At 54.2% G+C, this 23,309-nt stretch carries 21 protein-coding genes and 2 pseudogenes; 12 read left to right on the top strand and 11 right to left on the bottom strand.

Annotation, left to right across the window (positions count from 1 at the left end; translation table 11 throughout):
• Positions 1-29: 29 nt before the first annotated feature.
• Complete coding sequence (locus tag AC2FLG_RS05245) at positions 30-1,238, top strand: MFS transporter (RefSeq protein ID WP_496705296.1); 1,209 nt, start codon at positions 30-32, stop codon at positions 1,236-1,238.
• A 44-nt stretch (positions 1,239-1,282) separates the two neighbouring features.
• Here the strand turns inward: AC2FLG_RS05245 and AC2FLG_RS05240 are convergent, their stop codons facing one another.
• The 3 genes and pseudogenes from AC2FLG_RS05240 to AC2FLG_RS05230 form a co-directional block, all read right to left on the bottom strand.
• A complete protein-coding gene (locus tag AC2FLG_RS05240; RefSeq protein ID WP_496703642.1) occupies positions 1,283-1,549 on the bottom strand; it encodes a hypothetical protein in 267 nt (88 codons plus the stop codon).
• Positions 1,550-1,943: 394 nt separating this feature from the next.
• Positions 1,944-2,108: pseudogene (locus AC2FLG_RS05235) on the bottom strand (IS6 family transposase); the annotation flags it as partial.
• A 64-nt stretch (positions 2,109-2,172) separates the two neighbouring features.
• The gene (locus AC2FLG_RS05230) at positions 2,173-3,081 is read right to left on the bottom strand and encodes a LysR family transcriptional regulator (RefSeq protein WP_496705294.1); all 909 of its coding nucleotides are present in this window, start codon (positions 3,079-3,081) and stop codon (positions 2,173-2,175) included.
• A 90-nt stretch (positions 3,082-3,171) separates the two neighbouring features.
• Here AC2FLG_RS05230 and AC2FLG_RS05225 point away from each other — a divergent pair, with 90 nt between their 5' ends.
• The 3 genes from AC2FLG_RS05225 to AC2FLG_RS05215 are packed head-to-tail and all read left to right on the top strand — an operon-like array spanning position 3,172 to position 5,738.
• The gene (locus AC2FLG_RS05225; RefSeq protein WP_496705292.1) at positions 3,172-4,320 is read left to right on the top strand and encodes a DSD1 family PLP-dependent enzyme; all 1,149 of its coding nucleotides are present in this window, start codon (positions 3,172-3,174) and stop codon (positions 4,318-4,320) included.
• Positions 4,321-4,331: 11 nt separating this feature from the next.
• Entirely contained in the window at positions 4,332-5,246 is a 915-nt protein-coding gene (locus tag AC2FLG_RS05220) for an ornithine cyclodeaminase family protein (protein WP_496705290.1), read from the top strand.
• Complete coding sequence (locus AC2FLG_RS05215; RefSeq protein WP_496705288.1) at positions 5,247-5,738, top strand: asparaginase domain-containing protein; 492 nt, start codon at positions 5,247-5,249, stop codon at positions 5,736-5,738.
• Between the two features lie 216 nt (positions 5,739-5,954).
• On the opposite strand, the gene AC2FLG_RS05210 is transcribed toward AC2FLG_RS05215, so the two are convergent.
• A complete protein-coding gene (locus AC2FLG_RS05210; protein ID WP_496705286.1) occupies positions 5,955-6,398 on the bottom strand; it encodes a hypothetical protein in 444 nt (147 codons plus the stop codon).
• Between the two features lie 645 nt (positions 6,399-7,043).
• The gene (locus AC2FLG_RS05205) at positions 7,044-7,268 is read right to left on the bottom strand and encodes a DUF1127 domain-containing protein (protein WP_496703655.1); all 225 of its coding nucleotides are present in this window, start codon (positions 7,266-7,268) and stop codon (positions 7,044-7,046) included.
• Positions 7,269-7,323: 55 nt separating this feature from the next.
• Here AC2FLG_RS05205 and AC2FLG_RS05200 point away from each other — a divergent pair, with 55 nt between their 5' ends.
• From AC2FLG_RS05200 to AC2FLG_RS05185, 4 genes and pseudogenes are all read left to right on the top strand, one after another.
• Positions 7,324-8,322, top strand: coding sequence for a LysR family transcriptional regulator (locus AC2FLG_RS05200; RefSeq protein ID WP_496705284.1), 999 nt, complete (start codon positions 7,324-7,326; stop codon positions 8,320-8,322).
• Between the two features lie 241 nt (positions 8,323-8,563).
• Positions 8,564-9,196, top strand: a pseudogene (locus tag AC2FLG_RS05195) (tyrosine-type recombinase/integrase).
• A gap of 206 nt (positions 9,197-9,402) precedes the next feature.
• Positions 9,403-9,930 carry a GNAT family N-acetyltransferase gene (locus AC2FLG_RS05190; RefSeq protein ID WP_496703658.1) on the top strand — a complete coding sequence of 176 codons (528 nt, stop codon included), beginning with the start codon at positions 9,403-9,405 and terminating at the stop codon, positions 9,928-9,930.
• A gap of 632 nt (positions 9,931-10,562) precedes the next feature.
• On the top strand, positions 10,563-11,579 hold the full coding sequence (locus AC2FLG_RS05185; RefSeq protein WP_496704154.1) for a serine hydrolase domain-containing protein: 1,017 nt from the start codon (positions 10,563-10,565) through the stop codon (positions 11,577-11,579).
• A gap of 344 nt (positions 11,580-11,923) precedes the next feature.
• Here the strand turns inward: AC2FLG_RS05185 and AC2FLG_RS05180 are convergent, their stop codons facing one another.
• From AC2FLG_RS05180 to AC2FLG_RS05160, 5 genes are all read right to left on the bottom strand, one after another.
• Positions 11,924-13,795, bottom strand: coding sequence for a serine hydrolase (locus AC2FLG_RS05180; protein ID WP_496705283.1), 1,872 nt, complete (start codon positions 13,793-13,795; stop codon positions 11,924-11,926).
• 232 nt (positions 13,796-14,027) lie between these two features.
• Positions 14,028-15,185, bottom strand: a complete 1,158-nt coding sequence (locus tag AC2FLG_RS05175; protein ID WP_496705282.1) for a peptidyl-alpha-hydroxyglycine alpha-amidating lyase family protein — start codon at positions 15,183-15,185, stop codon at positions 14,028-14,030.
• Between the two features lie 86 nt (positions 15,186-15,271).
• The gene (locus AC2FLG_RS05170; protein WP_496705281.1) at positions 15,272-16,645 is read right to left on the bottom strand and encodes a S41 family peptidase; all 1,374 of its coding nucleotides are present in this window, start codon (positions 16,643-16,645) and stop codon (positions 15,272-15,274) included.
• Between the two features lie 318 nt (positions 16,646-16,963).
• Positions 16,964-17,860: an alpha/beta hydrolase family protein gene (locus AC2FLG_RS05165; RefSeq protein ID WP_496705280.1), complete on the bottom strand. Its 897-nt coding sequence runs from the start codon at positions 17,858-17,860 to the stop codon at positions 16,964-16,966.
• Positions 17,861-18,144: 284 nt separating this feature from the next.
• Positions 18,145-18,912, bottom strand: a complete 768-nt coding sequence (locus tag AC2FLG_RS05160; RefSeq protein ID WP_496705279.1) for an alpha/beta fold hydrolase — start codon at positions 18,910-18,912, stop codon at positions 18,145-18,147.
• Between the two features lie 214 nt (positions 18,913-19,126).
• Here AC2FLG_RS05160 and AC2FLG_RS05155 point away from each other — a divergent pair, with 214 nt between their 5' ends.
• The 4 genes from AC2FLG_RS05155 (at position 19,127) to AC2FLG_RS05140 (ending at position 23,010) form a co-directional block, all read left to right on the top strand.
• Entirely contained in the window at positions 19,127-20,350 is a 1,224-nt protein-coding gene (locus AC2FLG_RS05155) for a helix-turn-helix domain-containing protein (protein WP_496705277.1), read from the top strand.
• Complete coding sequence (locus tag AC2FLG_RS05150; RefSeq protein WP_496704143.1) at positions 20,347-20,814, top strand: GNAT family N-acetyltransferase; 468 nt, start codon at positions 20,347-20,349, stop codon at positions 20,812-20,814. Before AC2FLG_RS05155 ends, AC2FLG_RS05150 begins: the two co-directional genes overlap by 4 nt.
• 423 nt (positions 20,815-21,237) lie before the next feature.
• Positions 21,238-21,921: an IS6 family transposase gene (locus AC2FLG_RS05145; protein ID WP_496705275.1), complete on the top strand. Its 684-nt coding sequence runs from the start codon at positions 21,238-21,240 to the stop codon at positions 21,919-21,921.
• Positions 21,922-22,122: 201 nt separating this feature from the next.
• Positions 22,123-23,010, top strand: a complete 888-nt coding sequence (locus tag AC2FLG_RS05140; protein WP_496705273.1) for a LysR family transcriptional regulator — start codon at positions 22,123-22,125, stop codon at positions 23,008-23,010.
• Here the strand turns inward: AC2FLG_RS05140 and AC2FLG_RS05135 are convergent.
• Positions 22,921-23,229 carry a DDE-type integrase/transposase/recombinase gene (locus AC2FLG_RS05135; RefSeq protein WP_496705363.1) on the bottom strand — a complete coding sequence of 103 codons (309 nt, stop codon included), beginning with the start codon at positions 23,227-23,229 and terminating at the stop codon, positions 22,921-22,923. The genes AC2FLG_RS05140 and AC2FLG_RS05135 overlap by 90 nt on opposite strands.
• Positions 23,230-23,309 lie beyond the last annotated feature (80 nt).

Raw genomic sequence — 23,309 nt, 5'->3', positions numbered from 1 at the left:
GAAAACACTTGAACCAGTTATGCCTAGAGTTGAAGGTTGAGGGCGGTGGTTTTCGCATTTTCCAAAGAGTTTTGCTGCTTATGGTCGGATTGATTCAGCTCGCAGAGACGCGCCCTGCAATTGTTGCATTCGTAGCCCAAGGTATGTTGTGGGGAGCAATTGCGGCGATGGTACCCGGATTTGTCGAACTGACGGACCCTACGGACACCGAACTTGGGATCGCGTTTTTGATATCAGCCATTGGCGGTGTGGTTGGGATGCTGGCGGCACCTTTGGTCGATCAAAGGCTCAGAGCCTATTCCATGTCCATCACAACATGCTTGGCGGCACTGCTCCTGCTTATTCCCGGTCTGCTGACTTCGATATGGTGGCTGGCTGCAACGTTTTTCTTCATATCATTTTGGATTGGCCAAAGTGATGTGCTGTCGAACGCGCGTGTTTCCGAAGTTGAAGCACGTCGCGAGCAACCACTTATGGCGATGACCTGGTCATTCTATTCCTTTTCGTACGCAGTCGCCGCCTTCATGGCTGGTCTGGCTCGCGAAGCAGGGTATTCGACTTTTTCCATCTTGTTCGGGATTTGCGTTCTCATGTTAGCTTTGTCCTTTTGGATGCGCGCAGAACCTGCGAAAAAGATCACGGATAGTGTGATTGGCCGTTCAAGGTTGGGACTTGTATTCGCAATGGTGTCAGCGATCATCTTTATTGAATACCTTGCCGGACAACCCACTAGCGACTGGTCAGCATTGTTTATTGAGCGGGATCTGGGCGGCGATCCAGGTGAAGGATCTTATGCTCCAGCACTGGCTGCTTTGGCCAACGGTATTGTACTGCTTACCGGGAATTGGCTAGCGCAACGAATAAAGTCGATTATCGTACTTGCTACCGCGGCTACTGCAGCGGCAATAAGCCTCGCGATCGCAGCAACCGCCTCTGTACCCACTCAAGCCTATGTTGGTTTTACGATGGCGTCACTTTCTCTTGCATTGATTTCACCCTTTGCACTTACCATCCTCGGGCAATACGTGTCCGACAATCACCGTGTCTTCGCGATTACCCGAGCTTCTGCAATAGGGAACATAGCTTATGTTGTTGGTCCAATACTCATTGGCTTCACATCTGACAGCATCAATCTAGCCTCGGCATTCTTGGGAATTGCAGGGCTGGTCACCCTCATCCCCTGCATCTTGGTTCCCTTCATAGCGCTCGGCGCAAAGACATCATCGCGGCAAGTGTAGTATTTTGGGCTATTAAAAGGCTCGAATGTGATGTTGAACTGCAGTCAAGACGTAGTCTCTGGCAACTCAAAACAGTTTTTTTCGGAATTGATATAAGCAACGGCCTCGTTAATCATCGCTTGCGCGTGCTCGGCACTCTTTGGCTCTACAATCAAAGTACCTGATATGTACTGGGCAAGCTGCGCCTCTAATTGATCTATCAGATCAGCTGCCAGCCAAATTGGATAGGCCTTAGGATCAGTTAAATCCAGGATGCCTAAGTTGTGCAACTCAACCGCGTGTTGCCGCAACCAATAGGTTGTTTCAGGCATGCATGGTTCTCCTACTTATGCACAAGCGGCTGCGGCTACAGTTGTGCGGTGTCTCCGGGATTCTCTAAGCTTCTTTTTTCACTGATTAACAAACGCACTGACCATCAAGCTTTTCACCCGGAGACAAGAAACATGTAGTGTAGTGCTATCGTGAATTCTCTGGAATCCTGGTCAATTTCTTTGCTGCTTTTGTCAGATTAGTCGACTGCAACAGGATAGCTCCAATTCCACGCGTTGATTATTTGAGTGGTTTGAACTGGACTACGAACTCCCGTGATACAAAGAACAACCTGGTGAACATAGGGTAGGTCCGTTCCGGCCCGAGTTCATTGTCATTGGGTCTCAATCTTCGCTAATTTGCGATCGGGAAGCCTCGTTTTAGCGTGTTACTCTTCGAGTATTTCACCACCCACCTTTTCAACGTGGCATGGTCAACTCGGACACCGCGCTCAGCCATGATCTCTTCCAAGTCACGAAAGGACACCGTGTACCGCAGATAGAAGAAAACAGCGTACAAAACTGCATCCTTGGGGAAATGACAGCCCTTTAACAAGATCATGCTCAGGTAACTTGTTCGAAAATTATTCGACCAGTAAAAACCTCAGATCATGCATGCTCGTCAACTAGACCCCAGAGTTTGCGACACATCCTTCCTCAATGAGTTTGTCTATGAGGCGCTCAACACGTTTCGTTCTAAGTGATTTGGGACTAACAAGCGCAATAACGTCAGCGCTTGAAAGCGTGTAGTCTTCCATGACAAGCCTCAGCTTATTTTCTCTTAGTTCCCTTGCAATGCTCCATTCCGAGCGCATTACAATTCCCAGCCCCTGACAGGCCCAAGCCTTGACCACCTCACCATCGTTGCTGGCAAAGGCCGGGCGAATTCGGACCGAGTGGCGAGAGCCTTTTGGGTCCTTAAAACCCCACATTGTAACATCAGCATGATCCTCGCGTATTACACCACAAGCATGCTTAAGAAGCTCTTGAGGGTGACGTGGTTCTCCATGCACTTTGAGGTAATCCGGTGTTGCACAAAGAAACCTTCTATTTGATACGAGTTTTCGCTGAATCAATGTGGAATCAGCGAGTTGGCCGATGTGGATGATTATATCCCAATTGTCGGAGGCAGCAGCGCCGTAGGGGTCATCGCTCAACACGAGGTCTGGTGTTACGCTAGGAAACTCCAGGACAAGTTTTCCGATGATTGGGGCGATGTGGATACGGCCAAAACCAAAGGGTGCGATGATACGAAGGGGGCCAGCTACGTCCCCGCGTAAACCCACAAGTTCATCGTTTAGGCGTGACAGATCGGTAAGAACCGTCTTGGCACGGCGTGCAAGCCTGTCCCCTTCTGCAGTCAATACGACTGGGCCGCGACCCCTTTCGACCAAACGCAGACCAAGCCGAGCCTCGATCTGTGCTAAGCGTTGCGAAACCGCAGACGGCGTCACTTCTAATTCACGTGCAGCCGCTGCCAGTGACGGTGCCGCGGCCAAAGTTGTGAAGAACTTTAGATCAGGTGTTTCAAGCATTAAGTCCAGCTTAATGCAAGATGCAGTTCATGTTAATAGAGGCTGACGACAATTTCAGCTAAAAGCCTGACATTAAGCAAAGGAGTCGCAATGTCATTCGAAGAAACCCAACTCAAGAATTTGCAGACCCCTGCACTCGTTCTTGATGAAACCAAGATGATGCGGAACATCCAACGTCTTGCCAAACAGATAGACGGCTTGGGTGTTTCTTTGCGCCCACATTTAAAAACCGTGAAATCTACAGAAATCTCGCGCCGTATACTGACAGACGGGTCTGGTCCGGCCACAGTTTCGACTCTCATTGAAGCCGAAGTTTTTGCCGAGGCAGGGGTCAAAGACATCATCTATGCCGTGGGGATCACGCCTCAGAAGCTCGACCGAGTAGCGGCCATTCGCTCTAAGGGTTGTGATCTCGCCGTCGTTCTCGACAGTGTCGCGCAAGCCCGGGCCGTCGCAGATGCTTCTGCCCGTCTGGGATTGGCCATTCCTGCGCTTATCGAGCTGGATTGCGACGGTCACCGTAGCGGGGTTGTTCCCGGAGACCCAGTTTTGCTTGAGATCGGTCGCGTGTTGCATGATGGGGCAGCTGAGCTTCGCGGTGTGCTCACCCATGCGGGTGAAAGCTACGAAATCCAAGGCCGCCATGGTCATGAGATTTTTGCCAAACAAGAACGTGACGCTGCCGTTCAGTCTGCCAATGCATTGCAAGATGCTGGCATGCCTTGCCCCGTCGTGAGTATCGGATCTACGCCAACTGCACATTCTGCCAGCAAACTGGATGGTGTCACCGAAGTCCGCGCAGGCGTTTATGCGTTTTTCGATCTGGTTCAGGCGGGAATCGGTGTTTGCGATCTTGATGACATCGCACTTTCTGTCCTCACAACTGTTCTCGGTCACCAACACCAAAAAGGTTGGACCATCGTAGATGCGGGATGGATGGCATTGTCGCAAGATCGTTGCACGGCAAACCAACGTATCGATCAGGGCTATGGCGTCGTATGTGATGAAGCCGGACACGTGATCCCCGACCTAATTGTCATTAAAGCAAATCAGGAACATGGAATCATCGCGCGCAGGCCAGGCAGCGAACGTGAGTTGCCCGACCTCCCTTTGGGCACCCGCCTTCGCATTTTGCCAAACCATGCCTGTGCCATGGCCGCGCAATTCACTGAATACAACGTCATTCCCGCAGATCACGAGGCTGACTTGCATGTCTGGCCAAGGTTCGGCGGTTGGTAGGAGAAACACCCATGCGTTACATCCCCGAAGAGGTTTCGGCTAAGCTTGCGTCCCATGAAATGGCTTATGATGCCGTTAAATCAGCTCTGATAGCTGCGAGCGAACGTGCCACGATTTTTCCCGTAGTTCTGGCGCATGGGAGCGAACCCACCAATAGCTATGCTATCAAGTCTTCTGCTGTCGCGGAGTTAGCAGGCCTTAAAGTCGGTTCTTATTGGCCTGGCAATGATGCGCTTGGCATGCCGCGTCACAACTCGATCATTCTGTTGTTCGATCAAAGCTGTGGACGCATAGGAGCTGCGGTCGAGGCCGGAAAGCTCAATGCTTACCGAACAGCAGCGTCCAATGCAGTCGCCGCCAATGCTCTTGCCCGCTCTGATGCCCAGACGCTCGCCGTGTTTGGAGCAGGTCATCAGGCTGAGTACGAGGTGAGAGCTCTCGCTCGTATCCGTGACCTGAAACGAGTTTTGGTAGTTACCAGAAATTCCGAGAAAGGCGCGCAGTTCGTCTCTTCGCTCAATGAAGAAGGCATTTCCGCTGAATTGATGGAGGCTGAAGAGGCGTGCCGCATGGCGGATATCATTGTCACCGTGACGCCAGCAATTGCGCCATTGTTCGACGCTGCATGGGTACAACCAGGTACACATGTCGCTTCCATGGGATCAGATTCCGCAGGGAAACAAGAATTACCGCCCCAACTCTTTGACCGTGCCAGATTATTCTGCGATCTGCCCGCACAATCGAGACAAATCGGTGAGTTTCAACATGCCAAGGATGCGGCAGAGCTGACGGCGATTGGTGAAGTTCTGTCAGGTTTGAAGACAGGCCGATCCGGCGACGATGACATCACTGTATTCGACAGCTCCGGCCTATCTGTCCAGGACCTTTATGTAGCTCAAACCATCCTTGATCTGCTGGACGCTTAGATGAAGGAACTTCGGATCATTGCCACAGGTGGCACAATCGACAAGGTTCATGACACGCGAACCGAGGCTCTGAGCTTTAGGAGCAACGGCGAAAGTCACCTCTCTCAAATGCTTAAGATTGGTCGCTGCTACTTCCCAGTCGTTGAAGTTCTCATGTTGAAGGACAGCCTTGATTTTGACGATGCAGACCGGGAGGCGATCCTTCGGGCCGCTTCCAACAGCACTGAAAACGCTTTGGTTATCACGCACGGAACAGGGACTATGGATGTGACAGCCCAGTTTCTGGATGGTCAGATTCCAGACAAAACCGTTGTCTTGACAGGCGCAATGCGACCGTTTTCACTTTCGGCGTCAGATGGAGACTTCAATCTCGGCGGCGCGGTTATCGCAGCTCAGCTTCTGGAATCGGGCGTTTGGGGTGTTATGAATGGTCGCGTCTTACCGGCGGGTGTGCTGAGGAAAAATACAGCGCTAGGTCGCTTCGACGACTGACCTCGTTTCTTAGATGAGATTACCGCTGACGCCACAAAAAGATCACAGCATCGCGGAGCCGACGGAAACCATTCGGTCAAGTCATGAGCGGGGTTTTCGTAACCCCGACACGCATCTATTGAAGTAGTCCCGCATATTTTAGACTGACTCCCATTCGCGCCATAATGGAGTAATTGTTTCAGGGCTCTGAAGGTGTAGACGGCAGTATTTGGGCGGTTACCCGGTTGACTGAACGTTCTTCCCATTGTCCCGGTGCCAAGCGTCGACATCAAAGGCAACGTGATCACTAAAGTTGTCAATCCGGGGAACTGATGGAAGGCTGGCCGCGCAATAGCTTGCTTTCGCACTTTTCAGATGCTGGACGTTCGGCTGCTCCGCAAGCCAGTTGTCTACGGAAAAGAGTGTACTTTGGCGCAGAACAACATTCCAGATGAAGTAGTGGTGCGGGATGATGACCCGCGCCGCTGTCCGCCGGATAACCCTTTCAGCCATTGGGTACCCCATGACATGCTCTGAATCATCAAGCGGCAGCAGAAGTATGTCTATGCTCCCCAGCTGCTCCCAGACCCGTTCCGGCGAATCATGCCGGTTGTCGCCCCAATCCCGATACTTTGGCACTCGGTCTCGACAGAAAACGCAGCCTCGGTTGTTGCTGGCCATGAATGAAAGAGACCGCGCAATTCCACAAGGCCCCCAATTAGCCACAGACAAACGCCCCACAAGCGATACCGTCGTAACGAAGGACATTCTGTGCGTAACTCAAGACTCCTTTGTCGCTGATGGCTCCACAAAAACGCGCCCACCGGGTTTGATTATCTAACTGAAGAAAATGTTAACAGATGTCATTTTGATCGCCGAAACGGAGACGACGGACGACCGGATCGTGTAAAGTTCTTTCACCGGTCATTTTTCGGAGCTCCTGCTTGGCAGTTTGGTTTGGGCCAGCATTTTCGGGAGGAGGTGAAAATGCTGGCCCTTTGCGTTGGCGCTCCCTGTTGGCTTTTTCGCCGCCGCTTTTGCTGGCTTACTCTGGGAGGAGCGAGGACCAGCAAATTTCGTGCAATCTTCTGTCCTGAGGGTCTACTTCTCTAATCGTCAGCCATTAATTTTGCGGCATATTTCGGGATATCGGATCGCGAATTTCCGATCTGAGCGAGCTGGTAGTCGCTCATACTCGAAAGAGTGGAGAGCATTCTGGCCATTTGAAAAGTCTTTAGGCCAGCATTTGCCGTGGCTCTGATCCAAGCCAGGAAGGCGATTGATACGGTAATGGCCTGATCACGATCTGAGCTAGCCGTTTGGGTGTTAACAGCCATACGCAGCCTCTATAGCAAGTTTTTTGATGCTACTGCGCCGAATACCCAGATCTGTTAAGTCGCGGTCAGATAGCACCGATAGCTCATAATACGTCGCGCGGTAGACCCTGCGATTGGCCTGTGCCCTTCGCATCGTGTCTATCTTTTGATGAAAGAACGTGCGGCCAGCTTCGAAAACGACATCCAGCGCGCTGTTTGATCGTGTAATTGCCATGATATTGCCTCGTGTCTTGCTGCGATGCAGTATTTATGCTGCACTGCAGAGATAAGTGGATTTGGTAGCGCTCACAATTTGGCAATTTGGCAAGGGCCCCATGCCAGATTGGAACAGCAAGGTTCATGAGATGGATATTTCTGCGCAAATGTTGATCTTTGCGACGGTTGTCGAGCAGGGAAGCATCTCTGCGGCAGCGCGATCAATGGGGCAAACCCCATCGGCTGTGAGCAAGCAGATCGGATTGCTTGAAGATCAGGTGCACTACCGGCTTCTGAACCGCACCAGAACGGGTATCTCCCCAACACTGGAAGGCCGAGCGTTCTACGAAAAGTGCAAAGCGATGGCTGACAAGTTCAAAGAGGCCGAGGCGATGATCCATAACTTTGATGGTATCCCCCGCGGAGTGCTCAGAGTCGCATCCACGGTTGCCTTTGGTAAGTCACAGCTGATACCTGCTCTGCCTAAATTCATGGAAGAGAATCTTGAAGTTCAAGTATCGTTAGATTTAACCGACCGTGAGATTGATCTTCGCAGTGAAGGGTTTGATGCTGCGATCTGCTTTGCTGAACAACGTCAGAACCCAGATATGGTCATCAGGCGCATTATGCGGAGTCGCAGGGTGCTTTGTGCTTCACCTGAATACCTTGAGCTTTCTGGAACGCCGACGAATTTCGCCGAGTTGGCTGAACATAATTGCCTGAGAGTTGCTGGGAGAAGCCAACGGAACGCTTGGAACAGTAACGAACCAAAGTCAGGCGAAAGATTTGAAGCAACTGGCAGTTTTGAAGGGAACAGCACCGATGTTGTATTTCGAGCGGCACTGGCTGGCATCGGGATCGCGCGACTACCTTGCTACATTGCAAACCGGAAGTTCAAATCCGGGGAACTCGTCCGTGTTATGCCGGAATACGCACCACCTAGTACAGATATCGTCGTAATGTTTGCCGACAGGCGCAATTTGGCGCCGAAAACCCGCGCGTTCGTGGATTATCTCGTACGGCGGTTTCGCAAAGTCGAAGACAACAAAATGACTGGCAAATTATCCCTGTAAATGATCGGAAGTTTCCTAGTCAATCCGGCTAAATCGCTTGTAAAGGTGCGAAAGCTCTACCGAAATTGGAAGAGAAATGACTGGGCGCCTCAATCCGACACCTGACATTGAATGGTAAGTGCAGCATTTGCCAATTCGGGCTCCGAGCCGACCTCGAATGCAATGCGGCATCCTGTGATATGATTGGCCGTCAACGTCGGGTTATCGTTCTGGGAGGGCATGGCGGATCGGAGGATCAGTCATGGAAACACCAAATTTACCTGCCATTCGCGCACTTCGCTCTGCTTGGAACAAGGGCCGGATCGTCGGACAGAAGCGCCCACTGAAACCGAAACATGTCTGGGCGATAAGAGTTCGCCTTGAACTCGCCGAAAACCACAGAGACCTCGCTCTTTTCAACATGGCAATTGATAGCAAGCTTCGGGGCTGTGACCTCGTTCGCATGCAAGTTGTGGATGTGATGGCGTCGGGTCAGATTAAGGAACGTGCGTCTGTTCTGCAAAGCAAGACGCAGAAGCCAGTTCGATTTGAAATCTCGGAAGGCACTCTAGCATCAGTTGCGAAATGGATGGAGGACCCTCTTATGGTTGGCTCTGAATTTCTGTGGCCAGGCCGCTTCCACGAGCGGTTACACATTTCAACGCGCCAATATGTACGGATCGTTCGCGATTGGGTTACATCTATAGGTCTTGAGGCAACAGCCTATGGTACGCATTCAATGCGGCGCACCAAGGTCACACAGATCTACAAAAAGACTGGCAATCTGCGGGCCGTTCAGCTCCTGTAGGGACATACCAAGATGGACAGTACCGTTCGATATTTGGGCGTTGAGCTGGAAGACGCTTTGGCCATCGCAGAAGCCATTGAGATATAGAATGGAGGGGCCGTCTTCGCGGGCGGCCCGTAGGAGACATCGGCCGACCCGCTGGACGCCGCGATACAGCTTCCCCGAAGCGGGCATCGGCTACCGAATGCAGAAACTGATCTGGAAAGAAAGCCGCACTGCGGACGAAGATGACGTCGCCGCTTTTCCGGCTTATCCTATTTGAATTGAGTTCTTTCGGGACAGGTGGATGACCCATGCAAGATGTAAGAATTGAGACCTGTGCGGAGCTGCCAGCTAAGGGCGAGCTCAATAAAATCCTATCGCAGTATTATGAACTCATCGTCCAAAGGATGCGGGCCATAGGCTTCGATATTGATCCTGCGGCACCCCAAAGTGCGCTCGCTGAATTCTGGGAAAATTCGGATGACTATCTGCCTCCGAAGGGATGTCTGGTTGTTGCACGGTCTGAAGCCGGTGAGATTGTTGGCTGCGGAATGATGAAGTGTCTCGGGCCAGATACCGGCGAGCTCAAAAGAGTTTTTGTTACCGAACAAGCCAGAGGAACGGGCACTGGCCGTGCATTGATTGAGGCGCGTGAGAATGCTGCGCGCAATATGGGTCTCAAAAGGCTGATTGCGGACACGCTCACACCCAATATAGAAATGAGAAACTTGTATCCCAAGCTTGGGTTTGTAGAATTGGACGGTCCGATAGAAACGACAACGTACAAGGATCAACCCTCGTTACGCCCACATCTGCACTATTTCGCCAAAGATATTTGAGACAAATGCAGCCGCAGTCAAACTTGGCTGGCATAGGTAACAGGCGCTCGCGGCCCAAAGCCGACCTTGGAAGCACGTTCGGGATGCTGCAGTCGCAGCCCACTTAGCGACCATTCGCTGCGATAGCGAGATCCCGAGAGCTACGAACGGGGAAGTTGCGGGACGGAGCAGACCTTGGACTTTGGCACTTAGCTGACGCAGCATTCGTTTGCAGATGCAGCAGATTCGTTGTCGCAATGCGGCGTAAGTCCCAGAAGCAGCCGTTCAGCATGGCGGAGCTGGTGCGGACTGAAACTGTAATTTCGCGCAGCATAATCGGACACGCGAAGACAACCTTGGCCTTTCGCTGAATGCCAGATTAGCGGTGACAATGATTGAAGTTCGTTCGTAGAGCTCGCTGATTAGGTAGGAGAGGATCTGGCAATCGGTTTGGGCAACAGGGACATAGGCAGCTCATCGAGGATCAAGAGGTCGAAACCAGACATCAAAGCGGCGGTTCTACCCCACCACGCGGCACCGGACTATACGTGCCTATAGGGTCGGGCGATGCACCCGCAGCGAGATGCTATTGTTGCTGGATGGTCTTTCCAATTGGACGGACTTCCCACAAGCAAATAATGACGAGAAATCCAATGAACCGACGAGTTTTTTCCCTGATCGGGCTGGCATCGCTGACATCAGCCCTGGCACCGGCGTCCTTCGCAGGGCATGCAGATCAGACAGGGTGGCAGATTGCCGACCTATCGAGCGATGGGCTTCGGCTGGCACATGGCGGCATGGCCGCACCCGGTACGCCGGTCAATGACCGGACGCTGTTTCAGGTGGCTTCATGCTCCAAGACGGTGACCGCCCTGGCGGTCTTCACGCTGGTTCGTGACGGGTATTTTGACCTACACGACCCGGTCAACGCGTACCTTGAGCGCTGGCAATTGACCGGTCCGCGCAGTGACAGGACAACGATTTCGGACCTCCTTTCCCATACTGCTGGTACGAACATTCACGGCTTTATGGGGTATAGCGCCGGTGACGACATTCCAGACGTGATAGATATCTTAAACGGACAACATCCAGCGACGTCCCCCGCAGTCCGCACAGAGCGGCGGTTGTTCAAGCGTTACGACTACAGTGGTGGAGGGACAACTATTTTGCAGTGCCTTATTGAGGACGTCTCGGATGAAAGTTTTCGCAAGTATGTGACGACAAATGTTCTGCGTCCAATCGGAGCCGCAGGAGCGACCTTTGATCTTGAACCCCGTAGGGCGCATGCGAATGGCTACCTTGAGGATGGGCTGCCGATACCTGGCGGTTTTGTGCGCCATCCTGAAAGCGCTGCCGCGGGCCTTTGGGCGAGCGCCACGGATTTGACTAAAATCATGCGCGCAATCCTTGTCTCTCTGAACGGGGACAGCGATGCCCTGTTGCCGTCCGGTTTGGCCAGGCAGATGATCAAACCTGTAAGCCCCGGTGTTGCGCATGGGGTATTTGTGGAACCGGGCAAAACGATCGGACACGATGGTCGGAACGAGGGGTTCGAATCTGCGATGATAGCCGATCTCGTATCCGGCAGGGTCCGCGCAGGGGTCACAAACCAAAATGGCCAGATGCAAAATGTATTGGATGCGGATCACGCGCTACACGGAAGTGATTGAGTAGCTTATCGCCAGGTCACGACGACTGTCCGTGCTACTATATGCGGCTGACAACAAACGATTGCGCGGCAGGTCGCGCGCCCGTGCTTTTGTCGTGCTGAGTGGGTCAACGCTTTGACTGAAGTCGGACAGCGTTCATATGCTCCAGCCGGGGCCTCGCAACAGGGGCACAGCGCACAACGGACCGTGGCGTTAAATCCCACCGGGTAGAAAGCTGAGAACCCGATGTTCGGGCATGGGCCAATAGCTGGTCAAACCGTCACGGAAACCCGAATGTCCAAACGCTGAACACATTGGTTAGGCGCGCGCGGAAACCACGCGCGCCAGCTAGTTATTTGTGGTGGCTAAAAAATGAAGCAGTCTTCCGCCAAAAGCGCGCAGGAGGTGCCTAAGATCGAAACCTCCGCGTCGCCATAGCTAATCTTTGTGAACGAACCGCGAAACGTGATCTCCAAGTCTTCGAAAGACAATCCGGTTTGCGAAAAATCCAAAAGGTCCTCTTCAGGATTGAACCCAAAGATCCGATCTTGACCTGAATCGAGTTGAAACACGAATACGTCGTTGCCCGCGCCACCCCACATGTGGTCCCGGCCTGAGCCTCCCTCAAGAACATCGTCACCGGCACCGCCGCGCAGCACGTCGCCGCCATTGCCGCCAGCCAACACATCATTGCCAGTGCCGCCACGTAGATAGTCGCGCCCATCGCCACCATTCAGCTGATCATCGCCGTGCCCGCCATTCAGGATGTCGTTTCCCGCACCGCCGTTCAGGATGTCGTCACCATCCCGGCCGCGCAGGTGATCGCGCCCGGCACCACCATCAATGTTGTCGTCGCCGTGCCCGCCGCGCAAGTGGTCATTGCCGTCGAGCCCGATAATCTGGTTGTTGTTTTGCGCGGCTTCGGCGGCATCCTTCATGACATCAAACCGATCCCCACTTGCATTTCCGATCCAAAGGGTCGAGTTGTCTGAGAAGGTAAACCGGCCGGTATCAAGATCATCCAACGCACCCTCGAAGGTGAGACTAACACCATCCAATTCCAGGACTGTCTCTGGGCCGCCCGGGGCGTCGCTGTCTTCTGTCAAAGTGATATCAGCCGCTGTGGCCTCTATGCTGAAGCTTTCATCTGATGGGTCGAACGCTGCCCAGGCGTCGTCACCAAAAATAGCGGCAAATGCAGAGACCAGCAGTTCCGTCGGCTCTTCTCCGGAGTGCGTCGCTGCGATAGAAATGATTGTACCAGATTCTACATGAAGGAACGTCGCTGTGTTGGTCCCCAGCGTTCCGCCCTGAAACCCGATGATCTGCTGACCGAAGATGGTGCCAGATGAGAGGCCGAGGCTCTCCCCATTGATGCCGGGTGTTCCATCTGGCGCGCGGAAATCCTGCATCTCTGCCAACTGATCGGGCGATAGCAGTGTCCGCGACACCAGCAACGCGTCAAGAAAGCTGATCATATCAGCGGTGGTGGATACAACACCGCCCGCAGCCCCAAAGTCCAGCAATGCGTCTGTCACGTCCAAGGGCTGCCCCGGTACGACTTCGGTGTAGGAGCGCAGCAGCCCTTCATTGCCACCCTCAGACCCCAGGATACTATCGTCCATACCGGCAACGGAGAAAATGCGATCCGACAGCAATTCGCCAAAGCTGTCGCCTGTCGCCTGTTCGATCAGTTTCTGCAAAAGCAGATAGTTCGTGTTCGAATACTCATAGGCTTCGCCGGGCGCAAAAGAAGCAGGTTGTTTGGATGCAAACGCCAGCAACCCGTCTGGACCAAGAGGTTGATCGGGAGAAAAGAGCAGTTGCTCGATATAGGCGGGAAGACCGGCCTGACCCGGCACGGAATCAAAGTCAGGTATGCCGGAGCGATTGGCAAGCAATTCTCGCACCGTGACGCTGTTGATGTTGGCTATGTCTTCGAGGCCTGCCAAATCCATCTGATCTGCCAGCGGCGCGTCAAAGTCGATCAGTCCTTCACCGACCAACTGCTGTATGATGACCGACGTCATCATTTTCGTTTGCGAACCGATCTCGAACCGGTTTTCAGCGGTGGCCGGTTGATCGCCGTCAAGTTCAACCGTACCTACGGCGTTTCGCACGGACAGCCCGTCGCGCGCGATTTCCATCAACACGGCAGGCGCTGGTCCGCTATCCGCGAATGGCGTCAATGCGTCTGTTGGAGCCTTGTTCAAGGCGTTGGGGTCCAAATGGGCCATATCAAGTGTCCTTTTCGAAATTGGAAAAATAACAGGCCAACTTGCCTGTCGCGCTCTGCGTGTCAGACTGCGAAGTTCAATGCGTCCGTGTCGTTCGGCGCGGACAGGATATTGTCCAAGGGGTGTCTGGCCCTATTTAAGTGGGCATTTTCTGGGAACCAGCGGAACAAATAGCAGAGCATGGAAATGAAAAGAGGTCAGCCCAAGCAGCGAGCCGAATTCAATGAACCACTTAGCTCTGGCACGGGGCGGCCATATCCACAGCAAACACACGGTCTGCATTAAGATCGGCAACGTAGACCCGTCCATCACCTCCAACCGCGATGTCGTGTGGCAATTGGAAACCGGGCTGGCCCTGATCCGGCCCGTCATCGCGTCCAATCAGGGCACCGTCTGCCGAAAACATGGAAACCCCGCTGCCGGAACGGGAATGGACATGGTGGCGATCCAGATCAAGCGTGTCGCCACCGTCTGCAAAGAACATGCAGCCGCGTGTGTCCACATCGACCCCGAAGGGCCGTCCAACATATGGACCACTAATGACGCGCTGCAATTGACCCTGCTCAGAAAAGACTTGAACTCGCGCATTGCGGCGGTCCGCGACGTAGATGTTGCCCTGAGCATCCGCGGCGATACCGTGTGGGAGGTGGAATTCCCCTGGGTCAGACCCGCGCCTGTTCACCTGCCAGACAAGCCGTCCTTGCGTGTCAAAAACGGCGAGTCTGGAGTTGCGGTACCCATCAACGACGGCAAAGCGTCCCTCCGAGAGGGGAACCACGTCGGTAGGGCGCGCAAAAGTTGCGTCGCTCATCGGGATTGGGAGTCGCGGCAAAACGTTTCGCACACGCAAGAGGGCCTCCAAATAGAAGGGATAGCTATCGCCGAACCTGCGAATTGGTTGGCCCCGCGGATCAAGGTGCACAACGATATTCAGTGAGGTGTCTGCAACCCATATCGAACCGTCATGGGCAACCGATATCCCATGTGGGCTCGCAAACAAATCCGCGCCAAAACGTGCGATTTCTTCACCGGTGTCCGCATCCACGCGAAGAATGACCGGGTCAGGTATCAGCGCTCTGCCAGCGGCGAAGGGACGACCTGCGCGGTGCAAAATGTAGATGCTTCCATCCAGCCCCACAGCGACCCCAGTTACCGCCAGATCAGTGTCTGTTGCGTTGGGTGGCCAGAAGACTCTCATGTTCGACGCTGTAGTGTCGAAGGCTATTGCCTCGTCAGGATGCAAACCATCCACCGGCTGGATCTGAGCAGGGTCAGTGGCACTCCACCACAATCCAAAGCCGATCAATGCAGCCGCGGCAAGCGCGGCCGTTCTGCGTCTCGTGGGGGTCGAAGACCGCGCAGTGCCCGATCGAATTTCAGAGTTTTTCATCTGCGTGTCTCGATAGCGCTCAGCTCAATTGAGGTTGGACTGTGCGGTTTACCGCAGGTGGTTCAGCATCGGCTAAAGGTCTCTTCTCAAAAAGAACTCTCTACTCCCAAGAGCCTTAGGATAGCTGCCTGGTGACTGGCGATTGGGCCAGCGTTTGACAGCACCTGCATCTCGATATCTGGCGGAATACCCAGACCTTCCCAGTGTTGGCCTTCGCTATCGAGATAGACCTCGTTTGATAGATTCAGTTGCCATCCATTCGGCAAGGTTCGTGACAATGCGTCCGACAAGGCACCGCGCGTGGTCTCGCCGACGTGAGTGACGTGAGGCTGGGTCCGCAGAGATAGCGTCAAGACTTCTGCTGCGCTGACCGTTATGTGGCTGGTCAGCAGAAAAATGTCGCCGTCAAACTGAACGCGCGGGCTTTGGTCAATGCGCACGTCCGTCACGATTGGCAGCGCAGCATCGGCGGCGAACTTGCTGTAGGCATGCACGCCCTCGCGTAAGAACCGGCTTGCAACCTCCCGCGCGATGTAGTCGCTGCCGCCAAAGTTCAGGCTAAGGTCAAGGACAATGGACCGCGCCCCAAGCGAGGTCAGGTCGTCCAGGATAACGTCCAACATGCCTTGCGTTGCTGCCAGGTTTTCCTCGAGCGTCGCATCTTGGGGTCCGAACCCGTCCAGTGCGCTGAAAGCGAGGTACCCGACCTCAGATGTTAGCATGCCATATTGAATACGATCGTTACCGCGCATCTGACCTGTACCGCGAAGCATGACCGTCGCGATACTCTCATACCAAATGGACAAACGAAACTCCCGGGCTGCCGATGCTGGATCGCGACCTTCGACCCGTGCGGTGTCGCGCAGATGCTGAAGAACGCGCGCGCGGCCCGGTGCCGAAATCTGACGCGACCCGTCCACGTCAACAATCAGCGCGACATGTGCGTCTCGAATGGGTGCGATCAGCCATGCCAATGCTTCGAACAGGGCTTGGTCGTCTGTGGCATCGTTCACTCGTCGTCTTGCTGCAGCGACGCGATTGTCCCAGTCCACATCGTAGAGGGCAAAATAGGGATAGCTGGCATCGAAGAACCTGACGAAGGCCTCGAACACGGCGTTGGCATCTGTGGACATCTCGACTGAACACTGCATCGGAAGAGACCCGAGCCGGATTGCACTTATCCGGTGGGGTTCCATGGGAAATCCAATGCTGAGCCTCTGGCCGTCTCCCGACACCGCGAAGCTGGAACCCGGTAAAAGCTCGTCTAGGGGGACGAGTGTACTGACCTCCGGAAGGCAAAGGTCTTCCGCAGTGCTGAACAGGCGCGCCGTGTGGCTTTGGATCTCCAGAACAAAGCCGTAGCCGTCCGAGTGCCAGACCCCATCAAGCGGTGGGGTCCGGCTGTCAAACCCGGCAAATGATCCCAAATATAAGCAGGTTGTCAGCATAATAAGCCTCATCATGTCCTCCGATTTTGAAGTCGGTCGACGACAAAGATGGCCTGAAGGCTCTGCCTTGTCGTCGCGTCGCGTAGGCGACGACACGCAAGAGGATATAGGTACAAGACCGAACAGGGCGCAGGCCCCGAAAGACATGTCGAAAGGGACGCCCGTTCGGGCCGTTTATCAGTTTCAAGCGCTTCTGACGCCATGTTGTAGGCGGTGTGGACAAGTAAAATCAGGCCAATGCCTGCGATCAGCAGCACGTAAACTCGCATGGGAACAATGCGATGTCGCCCGTAGCTCATATGGGGGCGGTCCCTGAACAGGGTATGAGACTCATTGTAAGACATCAGCGACACTCCAGCCAGGGTTTGACATGATTTCCGACCGGCCTATGAAGCCCTGTGCCGCATGCGGATCGTTGAGGAGTTGAAACAACAGCCAGGCCGTCAGGTATCCCCGAAACCGGCCCGCATCATTTGCCAATTCGATGTGGTCCGCGCCATCTGCGACTGCGAGAACCCGCAAACCTGGGCCGCGCATCCCCTCAAAAAGCGCTCTGTTGAGCCACAATGGAGAGATGAATTCATCTTCGGTGCCGGTCAGGATCAGCGTTGGAGCCGTGACCGCGCCGGCATCATAGTCCATGTCGAGCCGAAAGAACGCGATGGCGTCGTCGGTCGGCGTGCCGTGGATCGCCAAAGTTGTCGCGCCGCGTCCGGTCTCATATTGTGTGTGGGCGTTGATCGTGCTCACCGCGCCCTGGGACGATCCCACAAGCGCGAAAGTGTCCGCGTCTATGCGCGCAAAAAGCGGGTGGTTACGAGTCATCGACCAAAGCCTGGCATTGGCGAGCATGGCCACCGCGCGTTCACCAGTGGCCATCTGCCGATCATCACTCCCGATCACCACCATTCCCCAAGAGGCGAGGTGCTTTGCAATGGCATCGTAGGTTCCGATGGGCTCACCGGTCCCGTTCTGCCAGACCACAAGGGGAGCAGACCCGTCGTGACCCGCAGGGAGGTACACACGGCCCCCGGGCTGGCCAAAGGTTGCCGGGATATCAGTTGTCGTGACCGCATGAGGCCCGGCGCGGCTATAAAGGAATTCGATCTCTTGTTCAGCGTCATAGGCATGCGGAGTCGAGGTTGCACACCCGCCGAGCACCAGGAGGGCAACTAACATGGCCATGCCAGTGCTGGGGCGCATGTGAAACTGATATGGTATGGTCATTTTGAGCCTTGTCATGTGTTTGCACTGTGCTGCAGTTGGCGCAAAATTTTCGGTCTGTCGTCTCTTCCTATTGGCGAGGAGCACGCGGTCCCGAGGTGGAGCACTGTCTAGTCCGGATGGGTGCGATTTTGGTGCGCAAACACCGCGACCGGCCCAAAAGCATGTCTTTGTGGTTAGGCGCGACCCCGACCGGGCTGATGGTTGCTAACCCTGTGCTTTCGCGCTCCATCGTGCAGAACCGCGATTTGTCTTCGCACACGACAGTTGATCTGGTTCGGCAAGATTCAGCTTTCGGCTGCACCTGTGCGACGCAGGAAACCGCTGATGCTTCGTCTGAGTTGGACGGGATTGTCGGTATGTAACATGTGCCCGCCCGGCAGCTTCACGTATTCAGCCCCGCGGATACGTTGGGCCAAAAGGTCCGCGCCATGGTGCGTCGCCGAGTTTCGTTTACTGATGATAATGAGGGTTGGAACAGCTATCGCAGCGAGGCGTGGGCGTCCGTCATAAAGGGATGCGGCCTCCAGCGCTGCCGAAATCCGCCGCCGATCCATCTGAGCCAACTGTCGCTGAAGCTCGACCTTGGTATCGCGGCTTTCGCCCAACCCAGAGAGGTTCGCGAGCAAGGACGTCGGGAACGAGCGGTACAGGGATGCTGCGACCGTCGCAGACAATCGCCCGACAAGTCGGTCACGCACCGTCGGAACAGTTTCGATCAAGACTAACGCCTTGATGCGATCCTGCAATCGGGCAGCCAGTTCAAGCGCAACCATTCCACCAAGTGAATGCCCTATGAGCACGGATCCGGGTGGCACGTTATCTGACAAGCGTTCAGCATATGCTTCTACCCTATATGGCTGCGAGAGCGGGTTGGTCCCGTGGCCGGGAAGGTCCGGTGTCAAGGCCTTGGTGTATCCGTTCGTGATCGGGTGCCAAGTGTCACCAGCCAGACCCGCACCATGAAGCCAAACACTATCGACAAATGCCAATGGATCGGTCGGTGCTACGATCGAACCAACGGGACTGGTGACGGGGTCAGGATCGCGTGACATTTTGGGGCAGCCCTTTCGCATGTTCGGGGCCGTAGGATGCGGCCTGCAGCCCCCACATGGCATTTTTACGCTGCGGTATCGTCCGCATGGCCCCAAATATGTGTCCGACCCGGTCGGCGCGGACGGGACATACGGGCACACGCGTTGAGCAAAGACACTTTGGCAAGTAGGGTTTGGGGGTATCCCGCCCAAACGCAGTTTGCCAGACCGCACTATGACCTTTGACCCGGACACCCTGTTGATTGCCACAGTCGCCGCCACTTTTGCGGTCGCTGTCTTGGCGGCAATGATCAGCTGGTCCCAGCGGTGGAGCGCGTCCTCACGGGCAAGCCTGGCGGTGTTTTTCGTAATGTTCGCTGTCAGCGAGCTTGATACGGTTCTCGTCACGCTTACCAGCGAAATTCCACAAGCCGTTCGCGATGGGACCGCACTGTTAAGTGTCGTTGCCAATTTTTGCCTGATGCCTGTCTTCTTGCTTTATGTGCGCGAGTTGACGCTGAGCAAGGGCCAGTATGAGACAAGGCGCTCGGTTGCGCTTCATTTTGCATTGCCTTGCTCGGCGTTCTTATTTGCAGTTATCGCGATGGCGCTACCGGAAGCATCACGCGATGTCTGGTACGCAGGAGTATCCACACCGGAGCCCCTGCCAGGTCTCGGTTTCCTGATATATGGCTTCGCGGCCCTGACCATCGCGCTTGTTGTCCAATGGGCGCTCTATGTGTTCTGGGTCATCCGAACCCAAACGAAACACATTGCGTTGCTCAAGCAGCATTTCTCAAGCACCGAGGGGCTTGAATTGCGCTGGGTCGCGGTCCTCGCCGGTGCCATGGGAACTTATGTCTTGCAAAGCCTCATCGGTGAGCTGCTTGCCGTTGCTGGGTCACGAGACCCCATTGGCCCGTTGCTCGATGGCCTATGGGTTCTGATTGTAATTCTCTCCCTTGCGCTCTGGGGGCTTAGGCCATCGAAGGAGTTGGATTTCGTCACTGCGGAATTGGAAAGCCTCGACGAGCCGCACAGCAAAAAATATGTAAAGAGCGCTTTAGGTTCGGACCAGTCTGAACGGATAGCGCGTAAGCTTATTCTCGCGATGGAGAAAGAACATTTGTATCGCGACCCTAATCTAACACTCAACGCTTTGTCGGCACATATCGGCGTGTCGCTGAACTATGTGTCCCAAACGCTGAACCAGCACATTCGCCAATCCTTCTTTGAGTTTGTAAACAGTTGGCGGGTCAAAGAGGCCATCCCTTTGGTTGAAGAAGGCGCATCGACGGTATTGGCGATTGCTTATGAGGTCGGCTTCAACTCTCGCTCTTCGTTCTACACCGCTTTCAAGCGGGAAACGGGCATGACGCCCACCAGTTGTAAAAACGCTGTAGCCAAGGCGAAGACTGCCAATCACAAAACATCCATTGCGAATGCCAGAAAGCCATGACATCGGGCAACAGACTACGAATCCGTGCATATGAACCAAATGATTGGCCACGTCTGTGCGTCATTCATGATGCGGCGCGCAAAGACGAACTCGCCTATACGGTCGGCGTCGCCGCCTTTCGTTCCCTTGAAGAAACCTCCGAAGATGAAGGGTTGTTCGACGCGGATTTGGCGGTCGCCGTGCGAGACGGCGTCGTAGCAGGTTTTGCGGCCTTCGACGAAACAGAACTGACGTGGCTCTATGTCGATCCTGCGCTTTCACGTCTTGGCGTTGGACGCGCACTTCTTCGCTATGCCATGAGCCGAAGCAACGGGACCATGCAGATTGATCTCCTTGAAGGCAACAGTCCCGCTCAGGCGCTCTATGCATCTGAAGGGTTCGTGATTACTGACCGCCGAAAAGGAAACCTCATTGGAAATGAGTGCTTCCCTGCGACAGGCCTTGTGCTTCGCTACGGCGATTGAGTAGCCCACAACCGTGATCATTCATACCAAGCCTGTCTGAAAGTGCGATTTCTTGTGCTACCCCCCTTGTCCGTCCCGGCAGGACTGGACGAAATTTCGTGACGGGAGAAACACATGTTGGGTGCCCTTGACGCTGGCAGGGCGCTTCCGTTCGGTGCCTGGCAGATCACGGTAACAGAAGCGTCCAGTCGTTCACACTGCGCGCACCTTGGCGCCCGCTTTCTCATCGCCCGCGTCGCCGCGCAACCAGATACTGGAAGCACTCTTGCCTCCGTCACAAACTTAAAAACACCGATGCGTAGACGACGATAAGCCGAACCAAGCGAGCACACATTGAACGTGGTTCTGTCGCAAACTTCGCCCCTACCTGTCAGTTCGAGTGCATTTCTTGTAGCGCGTGCTGGAACATGACAGGAGCAGGCCGTGACGATCTCATTTAAGGGCGCGCATTTTCCGAAAGACGTGATCCTTCACGCGGTTTTCTTCTATCTCCGCTACGGTGTTTCATACCGGGATCTGGAAGAAATCATGGCGGAACGTAGCGTTGATCTGGATCATACGACGCTAAACCGTTGGGTCAGTCGATATGCAGGTCCCCTTGCTGAAACAGGGCGGTATAGAAAGCGTCCCGCAGACCGTTCGTGGCGCATGGATGAAACCTATGTGAAAGTAAAAGGCGAATGGGTTTATCTTTACCGAGCGATCGACAAACACGGCAAGACCCTGGATTTCATGTTGTCCGAGCGCCGGAACAAAGCCGCTGCGACGAGGTTCTTCGCCCGCGCTCTCGAGTTGAACGGATTGCCACGCAAGATCGTCATCGACAAAAGTGGTGCCAATACTGCTGGCATCAAGGCGATCAACAAGATGTTGAAAGGCTTTGGTTGTCCGATCCCGATCGATATGGTCAGGCGGAAATACCTCAACAACATCATTGAACAGGATCACCGCTTCATCAAACGAAGGATCAGACCCATGCTGGGCTTCAAATCTTTCGCTTCAGCCGCATCGGTCCTGGCAGGCATAGAACTGGTCAACATGATCCGCAAAGGTCAATTCACACCCAAACTCCGTCCGTTTCAGCAGTTCGCCCAACTGGCGGGGTAAACTGCTAATCAATTCCACTGATGTTCTGCCATCCAAAAAGTTTGCGACAGAACCCCAATTACCTGCTGATTTATGTTTTTTTCAGTCATGCCCGTATCTCCTGGTCGAGTGAAAGAACAAAACAAGATCAAATTTGGGAACTTGCTGATAGAAGAAAATTGATAGATAAAACGATCTATCGTAAATTTTTCGTGGTGGTAAATGCCGTCCAACCAGATAAGTCTAACCTGGCTGCGTAGCTTTGAAGCCGCGGCCCGACATCTGAATTTTACCAGTGCAAGCGTCGAATTGGGGCTGACGCAGGCTGCCGTCAGCCTGCACATCCGATCATTGGAACAGCAGTTGCAGCACAAGTTATTTGTGAGGCGCGCAAGACACCTGTCTCTCACAGAGCTTGGTCAGGCTTATTGTTCAACTGTCCGGCAGGCGCTTGCTGATATCGATATGGCCTCGGCAAACCTTTTCGGGTCGATGGCGACGAAGACAGTTACGATCAAAGCGCCGATATCGACCGCTTCACTTTGGCTTGCGCCCCGTCTTCCGTCGTTCAAGAAAGACCACCCGACGATAAATCTTCGCCTTGTGACAAATATCTGGACAGAGACCACCAATTTAGAAGAGATCGACGTAGAGCTGCGCTTGGGTCGTGGCAACTGGACCGACGCACTCTCCGAGAAACTCTCTGATGAAGCGATCGTCCCGATATGCACCAAAGGTCGGAAGAACAGTGCAAAGCAAGTGCAGGATCTGCTGTCTGGTCCATTTGTTCACATATTAGGCCATGAAGGCCATTGGGAAAGATACTTGAGCGCATATGATTGCACCAAGCCGCAAGACGCTCCGCAATACCTGGTAGACACAACCATTTCTGCGCTGCAACTTGTCGCGAGTGGCGGTGGCTATGCCATAGTGTTCTCGCGACTGGTTAATACCGAAAATGGGCTCGCCTCGGGCGTTCGATTTGCCGGCAAACCGTTGCCACACCCGGATGCACATTTCCTAATGCAACCTGTTTCCAAAAAAGCTGTACGACCAGAGGTCGAGATCTTTGTGGACTGGTTGCGTAAGCAGTTTAAAGAAGATGTTTGATCTTGGAATGAAAACAGATTTTGCAGCGAGAGGGACGGTTTTGTCGACCACGATCTGCAACGGAATGTCCTTGTTGACCAATGCCTCCGCGAAGAATTGCTTGGCCGCCGCGGTATCGCGACTTTCAGACGGCATAAAATCAAGGGTTTCGCCGTCGCGATCAACCGCCCGATACCTATACATCCAATGGCCGCGCACTTTGAGATAGGTTTCGTCCATGCGCCATGAAACTGCACCAGGGCGCTTACGTTTATGCGTCTCAATCTTGACCTGGGGCGAGAATTTCACCACCCAATCTG

It is taken from the genome of Ruegeria sp. CDSA193 (assembly GCF_059611885.1).
The sequence above is the reverse complement of the archived record's forward strand: the minus strand, read 5'-3'. Positions and strand labels throughout refer to the sequence as shown.